The 7,395-nt window shown below is 52.6% G+C and carries 8 protein-coding genes and 1 pseudogene; 6 read left to right on the top strand and 3 right to left on the bottom strand.

Annotation, left to right across the window (positions count from 1 at the left end; all coding sequences use genetic code 11):
- Positions 1-116: 116 nt before the first annotated feature.
- Positions 117-1,946, bottom strand: a complete 1,830-nt coding sequence (locus MV421_RS02285; RefSeq protein ID WP_297504057.1) for an FAD-dependent oxidoreductase — start codon at positions 1,944-1,946, stop codon at positions 117-119.
- Positions 1,947-2,118: 172 nt separating this feature from the next.
- Here MV421_RS02285 and MV421_RS02290 point away from each other — a divergent pair, with 172 nt between their 5' ends.
- The 3 genes from MV421_RS02290 to MV421_RS02300 are packed head-to-tail and all read left to right on the top strand — an operon-like array spanning position 2,119 to position 4,393.
- The gene (locus MV421_RS02290) at positions 2,119-3,048 is read left to right on the top strand and encodes an ATP-binding cassette domain-containing protein (protein ID WP_297504046.1); all 930 of its coding nucleotides are present in this window, start codon (positions 2,119-2,121) and stop codon (positions 3,046-3,048) included.
- Positions 3,041-3,781, top strand: coding sequence for an ABC transporter permease (locus tag MV421_RS02295; RefSeq protein ID WP_297421654.1), 741 nt, complete (start codon positions 3,041-3,043; stop codon positions 3,779-3,781). The genes MV421_RS02290 and MV421_RS02295 overlap by 8 nt, the downstream gene beginning before the upstream one ends.
- A gap of 57 nt (positions 3,782-3,838) precedes the next feature.
- Positions 3,839-4,393, top strand: coding sequence for a TATA-box-binding protein (locus tag MV421_RS02300; protein WP_297421652.1), 555 nt, complete (start codon positions 3,839-3,841; stop codon positions 4,391-4,393).
- On the opposite strand, the gene MV421_RS02305 is transcribed toward MV421_RS02300, so the two are convergent.
- A complete protein-coding gene (locus MV421_RS02305) occupies positions 4,394-4,813 on the bottom strand; it encodes an OsmC family protein (RefSeq protein WP_297504040.1) in 420 nt (139 codons plus the stop codon).
- Positions 4,814-4,874: 61 nt separating this feature from the next.
- Here MV421_RS02305 and MV421_RS02310 point away from each other — a divergent pair, with 61 nt between their 5' ends.
- Both MV421_RS02310 and MV421_RS02315 read left to right on the top strand, forming a co-directional pair.
- Positions 4,875-5,201: a NifB/NifX family molybdenum-iron cluster-binding protein gene (locus MV421_RS02310; protein ID WP_297504054.1), complete on the top strand. Its 327-nt coding sequence runs from the start codon at positions 4,875-4,877 to the stop codon at positions 5,199-5,201.
- A gap of 65 nt (positions 5,202-5,266) precedes the next feature.
- Entirely contained in the window at positions 5,267-6,172 is a 906-nt protein-coding gene (locus MV421_RS02315) for a cation diffusion facilitator family transporter (protein ID WP_297504051.1), read from the top strand.
- On the opposite strand, the gene MV421_RS02320 is transcribed toward MV421_RS02315, so the two are convergent.
- Positions 6,169-7,128, bottom strand: a complete 960-nt coding sequence (locus MV421_RS02320) for a tetratricopeptide repeat protein (RefSeq protein WP_297517763.1) — start codon at positions 7,126-7,128, stop codon at positions 6,169-6,171. The two genes, MV421_RS02315 and MV421_RS02320, sit on opposite strands and share 4 nt — an antisense overlap.
- 83 nt (positions 7,129-7,211) lie before the next feature.
- Here MV421_RS02320 and MV421_RS02325 point away from each other — a divergent pair.
- Positions 7,212-7,395: pseudogene (locus MV421_RS02325) on the top strand (ribonuclease Z); the annotation flags it as partial.

A 7,395-nucleotide genomic window follows, 5' to 3' on the forward strand; every position in this document is an offset into this window, starting at 1 on the left:
CAAGTTTTATCCCCAAAACTTGATGGACAGTCCAACAAGAGGGTGATCATCATCACAACGGCACCCTCGGTGTGATTGGATTAATCAGTTTTCCAAGGGAAAAATGGCAAAAAAGCTCAGAGCTTCCTACCGACTTCATAGCCCTCTTTGACGGCGCTCGCTATGTTCCTTACGGATTTTGCATCCCCTATAACGTGGTACTCAACGCTGTCTATAACGAAGGGCACGTAGGGCCTCATGCCAAAGGCCCCAACTATAACGTCGCACTTCATCATCTCCTTCTCCCCGGTTTTGGTGTTCTCAACTATTGCGTAACCCTCCCCAGCACTCACGAAGCTCCTGCCGGTTATGATGGGGATTCCCCTCTCCTCAAGCTCCCGAAGGAGGTAACCGCGGGTTATCCTCTCGACGTTCGGGAGTATAGCGGGACTGCGCTTGATGATCCTAATCCGGTTGTTGAACTGGGCGAGGTAGAGTGCCGTCTCAATCCCTACCAGCCCCCCACCACCGATGAGGACATCCTTGTTCTCGATTTTCACCTCTCTGCGGAGGATCCTGTCAAAGGGGATTATGAGACCTCTCTCGCCGGAACAGGGAACTATTGGGTTGGCGCCGGTGGCTATGACGACGGCCTCGGGGTTGAGCTTTATGACATCCTCCTTGGTGGCCTTGCCCTTGTGGAAGTGGACGTTGGGCATCTCGGCTAAGACGTTGCGATAGTACTCGATGAGCCAGCCTATCTTTGCCTTCCCCGGTGGAACCTTCGCGAGGACGAGCTGGCCACCGAAGACCTCGTAGAAGAGGTGGATCTCGTGTCCCCTAAGGCCAGCTACCCTTGCCGCCTCAAGTCCGCCTGGACCTGCGCCGATTATCGCCACAACGCGCTTCCTTGGGGCATGCTGGATTTTCTCCTCGTTGCCTACGTTCGGGTTTGCACCGCACCTTATCGGCCCCTTCTCATCGTGGACTGCCTTGATGCACTCACTGCAACCTATGCACCGCCTTATGAGGTGCTCCTTTCCTTCCGCAACCTTCTTTACCCAGTCAGGGTCCGCTATTAAAGGCCTTCCAAGGATGACAAGGTCAGCCTGCGTTTCAAGGACCCTCTCGGCAACTTTCGGCTCCCTTATCATCCCCACTGCCGCCACCGGAACCGGGAGCGGCCTTATCTTTTCAGCAAGGTAGGCGCGCCAAGCCTGGGGATAGTACATGGGTTCGAGGCGCTTCTCCTTTGGACCTAGGCCAATGTCAGCCTGTATCATGTCGTAGCCGGCCTTTGCAAGTTCCAAAGCCATCTCGCGGCCCATGCTCAGATTTATGCCACCCTCGAGGAAATCATCAACCACGAGCCTTATCGTAACGGGAAAGTCCCAACCGCACTCCCTCGCTATGCGCTTCCTTACCTCAACCGCAAACCTTGTCGGCTCACCCCACTCGTCGTCGCGATGGTTAGTTAGAGGCGAGAGGAACTGGTTCACGAGGAGGCCGTGGGCACCCTGGATTTCCACCATGTCGAAGTCCGCTTCCATAGCCAGCCTCGCAGAATAGGCGAACTTCTCAAGGAGCTCATCCACCTTCTCGGTCGAGAGGTAGTCGACGCCTATTTTCTTCCACCCTTCGTGGGCAAGTTCGATGGAGAGCTTAACTCCCTCGTATCTGTGCACCTCGAATGCTAACCACTCCCAGTCCTTGAGGACGGCCTTTGAGTCTATCCTCGGCTGGAAGGGCATGTGCTTTCCCTCTGGGAAGTCGATGGACGTGTTTTCGACGATTATCAGGCCGACACCACCTCTCGCGCGCCTCTCGTAGTGTTTCACGAATTTCTCTGTCAGCCTGCCGTTCTCCAGGGCAAAGTTGGTGGATATCGGTGGAAAAACTGCCCTGTTCATGAGCTGGACCTTTCCTATGTTGATGGGCTCGAATAACTTAGGGTAATCTTCCTTCATTAGGCTCACCTAAGGTCACTTTTCCCAGACATATATAAGCTTTAGTTCAGTTGAAATGCTCTTTATACGAAAGATATTCCGCGCGGTGTCATCGACTCGAAAGGTTTACACACTTATAGGGGCCATCCCAACCTTTTTAACCTTTGAAAGGAGTTTCATTTAGGTGTAGAAGATGGAGAGAGCCATAGAAGCGGCTAACCTCACAAAATACTACGGCTCATTCCAGGCTGTTAAAGGCGTTAGTTTCTCCGTTAAGTCTGGAGAGGTCTTCGGCTTCCTCGGTCCAAACGGGGCAGGCAAAACTACCACCATAAGGATGCTTACAGGTGTTCTAAAGCCCAACTCCGGTGAAATATGGGTTCTCGGCTACGATATGCTCAACGAGCGCGAGAAGATAAAAGCCCGGGAGAAGACCGGTATTGTTCCTGAAATGGCCAATCCCTATGTCGACATGACTGCCATGCAGAACCTCCACCTTATGGGTGGACTTTACGGGATGTCAAAGCGGGAGATAGAGAAGCGCTCGGTTGAACTCCTTAAAACCTTTGGTATCTATGAAAAGCGAAACGTCAAGGTGAGGGGCTTCTCGAAAGGAATGAGGCAAAGGTTAATCCTCGCGATGGCAATGATAGCTGACCCGGAGCTTTACTTCTTAGATGAGCCGACGAGTGGCCTGGACGTTATAAGCGCGCGCCTCATAAAGGATGTGATTAGAGAGGAGAAGAGGGCTGGGAAGACGATATTCCTCACCACCCACAATATGGACGACGCAAACGAGCTATGCGAAAGGATAGGGATAATCAGACGGGGAGAGCTGATAGCGATAGACACCCCTGAAAAGCTCAAACAGCTCGTTAAAGGGCGCGTTTCCGTTGAAGTGAGCTTCGAGCCGATGCGCTTTGATCCCTCTATCCTTTCTTCGGCATTAAATGTGGAAACCATGGGAGATAAGGTGAAGATTTACACCGATAACCCGGATAAAACGGTTAAGGAGCTCGTCCGCTACGCGGAAGAGAAGAACCTCCACATAGTCAGCCTGAGAACACTCTCACCCTCGCTGGAAGACGTCTTCATGGAGCTGGTGGGTGGTAGGGATGATTGAGACCTTAAGACGCTCCTTCGCGATAGCAAAGAAAGACATGCTCATCTTCTACCTCAAGGGACCGGTTGTTATAATGGGCCTCATATTCCCCTTCTTCCTCTTCCTAGCTTTTCTAATTGGCAGGAACCTGGGCGGCGACCAGCTCTTCGTCGGCTTGACTGCCATGACTGCCTTCTTCACGGCCACGGCCGTTGGCCCCACGATAATCCCCTGGGAGTGCCGTGGAAGAACCTTTGAAAGACTTATAACGGCTCCAGTATCGCTCACAACCGTTCTTCTCGGCGATTTCCAGGCCTCACTCTATTTCGGACTCGCGATAACCTTCGCCATAGCCCTCCCCTCAATGCTTTACTTCTCACTAAGCGTGGGATGGATAACCTTCCTTATCGCTACTCTCCTCGCGGTCGGGACCTTTTCGGCCATGACAATACTCTTGTCGTCATACCCGCCGACGGACGTTCCCGCCGATGTGATGATGTTGACCTCTCTGGTGAAGTTCTCACTCCTCTTCATAAGCGGCATATTCGTGCCCCTTGGAAAGCTGCCTGCTTATGGGAGGCTCGTCTCATACGTCTCGCCGCTGACCTACTACGTCGATGCACTGAGGCATTCACTCGGAGGGGGTTACCTCCCGCTATGGGTTGACCTCGGGATGCTGGTTCTCTTTGGGATGGCTTTCTTCTTCACCGGCGTGACCATCCACAGGAAGGTGCTGGAGAGGAGGTTCACGTGAGTGGATACTTCCGTTAAAGTTAAGGTGTGGTGCTCCCACCCCTGAGCGGTGGGATCAATGTCGCTCCAAGTTGAGAACGTGGTGGCTTCCATTGACCTTCATGGGAACATTGACGTTGACAGGATTGCCAGTGAGCTTGACCCGGTTCATTATGACCCGTCGATATTCCCGGGGGCAGCTTACAAGATGGAATCCTTCGGTGTGACGTTTCTTATCTTTAACTCCGGAAAGCTCGTTTGTACTGGTGCAAAGAGCCTTGAAACCATAAAACAGGCCACCGAAGAACTCAAAAGAAAGCTCGAATCCCTCGGGTTAAAATTCAAGGGGGAACCGGAGATCAGGGTGCAGAACCTCGTGGCCGCCGGGGGCGTGGGGCTTGGCCAGCTGGAGCTGGATGAGATTGCCCTTACCCTGCCCAACGTTGAATACGAGCCGGAGATATTCCCCGGGGTGGTTTACAGGGTCAGCAACTCAAGAACGACCATACTCATCTTCAACAGCGGGAAAGTTGTCGTTTCAGGTGCCAAAACCAGAGAAGACGCCGAGAGAGCCGTTGAAGAGTTGAAAAGAAATCTGTACAAGTACGGGCTTCTGGAAGAAGAGGAATGGTAGTCATGCTTTTTCGGGCCTGACTATCTCAACTTCGCCCTTTATCTTCTCCTTTCCCACGGTGTTGAAAACGGTTCCATACTTCTCGGCCAATTCTTTGACGCGGAGTATCTTCCTCTTCGGTGCGTCCGTCACGATCTTAACCAGGTAGGTTATCTCCTGGAGCTGAGGCTCCTTGAGGTTCCTCCAGCCCCTGACCTCTATTTCCATCTCCTCGACGTTTAGGCGCATCTTTTTGATCAGCCTTCCCCAGTTTATCGTCAGACAGCCACCTATGGCGGTAAGCAGGTACTCGGCCGGTAGGGGTCCCTCGTTGCTTCCGTCAGTGTTTGTGTCTGTTCTCAGCCGAAACTCCCTTATCCTTGCGAAGCTCCCGACGTTTCCGTCCCACTCAAGCTCGGCCCTGTATTCGAGCCTCTTCATAACATCACCGGTGGGGATTTGCGCTACACTTAAAAATACTTTCATTCATTTTCGGCCGGTGATGAAAACGCTGGTCGCGGTTCCAACTTCAAAGGGCGGTCTCGATGATGAGGTCCACGAGAGCCTCGTTAGAGCGGAAACCTTCACGTTGGTCGAGTTTGAGGACGGAGGGGTTAAAGGAACCAAAGTGATCGAGAATCCCTACAGGCGGGAACCTTACGGGGCCGGCTCGAAGGTAGCTCTTTTCCTAGTAAACCTCGGCGTCAACGCCATCATTTCAAGGACGGACTGTCCGAAGGGGAAGATGATTCTGGATTCGGCTGGAATTAAGATGATTATCGTTGATGGCCCGGTGAAGGTAGAGGATGCTCTAGGAGAGCTTCGTTGAGATAACAATCTTAATGTTCAAAATCTTTTTAAACCCTTACTCCCGGCCCTAAGAGGGTGTTTGAAATGGGGCATCATCACCATCATCACGGCGAGCTTAAAGGACGGATGGTAATCTCCGTTATCCTGAACCTCACGATCACGATCGCCGAGATAATCGGCGGAATACTTTCCGGGAGCCTCGCTTTGCTCAGCGACTCCATTCACAACTTCAGTGACTCCATAAGCCTGCTCGCGAGCTACTTTGCGGTGAGGGTAGGCGAGAGGAAGGCCAACGAGAAGTACACCTTCGGCTACAAGCGGGCCGAAATCCTCGTGGCATTTATAAACTCCGCGGTTCTCATTGGAGTCTCGCTCTTCCTCCTCGTTGAGGCTTACAGGCGCTTTAAAAACCCCGAACCGATAGACGGCCCGTTGATGCTTGTCGTCGCCCTTATCGGCCTGCTAGCAAACCTGCTCTCGGTTCTGCTCCTCCACGACCACGCCCACGAGAGCATGAACGTCCGCTCCGCCTACCTGCACCTAATGAGCGATACGCTCTCCTCCGTGGCCGTTGTTATAGGTGGAATCCTGATAATCGAGTGGAACGTCACCCGGGTTGACCCGCTCGTAACTGTACTCATCTCACTCTACATCATGGGGGAGGGCTACGGGATACTGAAGGAGAGCGTTGAGGTCCTTATGGAGGCATCTCCGGAACTTGATCTCGAGGCGATAAAAGCAGAGATAGAGTCTATTCCGAGTGTTAGAAACGCCCACCACTTCCACGCATGGCGCATAGGGGAGAACGAGGTCCACTTCGAGTGCCACGTTGAGGTTGAGGACATACCGATAAGCGAGGCGCAGGGGATAATAGATGAGGTCGAGGAGAGGCTGAAGAAGTACGGGATAACCCACGTTACGATTCAGCTTGAGGTGGAGAAGTGCACCGATAAGGGGATAGTATGCCACGAAGAAAAGGAAGGGGACTAGAGTTCCGCCTCTCCAAGAAGCTCAAGCAGGTCTATCTGCCTCTGGTCCGTCACCTTCTCGACGTACTTGCTCACCTCTTCCTCCTCCATCTTGTCGTCCTTGAAGAGGGCTATCGCCTTAACCGCATCGAAGAAGTCTTTCATGTCCGGGAACGCGCTGGAGAACATGTCAATGTTCAGGTAGATCATCTCAAAATCGTCCTCAAGGAAGAGCTGCCAGAGGACGTCCATGAGCGAGCCGAAGGCTATCTCCTCGTAGTCTGTGCCCTTTGCGAAGAGCATGGCGTAAAGGCACTCTTGTAAGGCGGCATCGTAGTCTTCGTCCTCCTCGAATATCTCCTCGAAGCTTAGGTGGACTTCCACGATGAGGTCTCTCTTGTCGATTATCTTCGACAGAAGGCCCGCGAGCATCGCCTTGGCCTCGTATGTGTCGCCCGCCTCGAATTTGACGTAGGCGTGGTGTATCTGGACTCTGAGCAGGTCTTCCTCATCCCCAAGGTTCCTGAAGGCCTCCTCGGCCTTTTCCATGAGCTGAAGGGACTTGTCGTACTCCTGGAGTTCTTCATGTATCAGCGCTATGTTGTAGTATATCCTCCCGACGTGCTCGAGGTTGCCCTTTGCCGTCTCCTCCTCGAGGAGCGCCCTGTAAATCTCAAGGCTCTTCTCAAGCTCGCCTATCATGTAGTAGAGGTCTGCCAGTTGGAACTTTGCATCGAACGTTTCCCTCTCCTCAGCCCGCTTCTCAAACTCCGGTACCTTGTCGATTCCGAGAATTTCGTGGAAGTAGTAAGTGGTGAGCTTGTAAAGTTCGAAGTCTTCACATTCAATGGCCAGCTTCTCAGCCTTTTCGAGGACCTCTTTAAGCTCCTCATCCTCAAGTGAGTCAACCTTATTGTACAGAAGGGTCGCAACCTTTTTGCAGTCCTTCTCCTCGATGGCCTTCAGTATCTCCTGCATGTCAACACCTCGAATGACCTACCGCACCGGAGTATTTAACGGTTTAGGGGCGGGTTTTTAAACTCCCTCTCCAATCCACCTTCATGCTTAAGGTGTTCTTCCTAGGCACGGGCGGTATAATGCCCACCAAGGAGAGGAACGTCCCAGCGATAGCGCTCCGCTACAGAGGTGAGATAATCCTCTTTGATGCCGGCGAAGGAACGATTAGACAGATGAACACGGCAAAGCTCAGCCCTATGAAGGTTGATAAAATATTCATAACCCACT

Source organism: Thermococcus sp. (assembly GCF_027023865.1).
Taxonomy (GTDB): Archaea; Methanobacteriota_B; Thermococci; order Thermococcales; family Thermococcaceae; genus Thermococcus.

What these genes read in the sequence shown, in the direction of transcription:
- MV421_RS02285 (WP_297504057.1), bottom strand. Translation starts at nt 1,946, where the DNA reads ATGAAGGAAGATTACCCTAAGTTATTCGAGCCCATCAACATAGGAAAG.
- MV421_RS02290 (WP_297504046.1), top strand. Translation starts at nt 2,119, where the DNA reads ATGGAGAGAGCCATAGAAGCGGCTAACCTCACAAAATACTACGGCTCA.
- MV421_RS02295 (WP_297421654.1), top strand. Translation starts at nt 3,041, where the DNA reads ATGATTGAGACCTTAAGACGCTCCTTCGCGATAGCAAAGAAAGACATG.
- MV421_RS02300 (WP_297421652.1), top strand. Translation starts at nt 3,839, where the DNA reads ATGTCGCTCCAAGTTGAGAACGTGGTGGCTTCCATTGACCTTCATGGG.
- MV421_RS02305 (WP_297504040.1), bottom strand. Translation starts at nt 4,813, where the DNA reads ATGAAGAGGCTCGAATACAGGGCCGAGCTTGAGTGGGACGGAAACGTC.
- MV421_RS02310 (WP_297504054.1), top strand. Translation starts at nt 4,875, where the DNA reads ATGAAAACGCTGGTCGCGGTTCCAACTTCAAAGGGCGGTCTCGATGAT.
- MV421_RS02315 (WP_297504051.1), top strand. Translation starts at nt 5,267, where the DNA reads ATGGGGCATCATCACCATCATCACGGCGAGCTTAAAGGACGGATGGTA.
- MV421_RS02320 (WP_297517763.1), bottom strand. Translation starts at nt 7,128, where the DNA reads ATGCAGGAGATACTGAAGGCCATCGAGGAGAAGGACTGCAAAAAGGTT.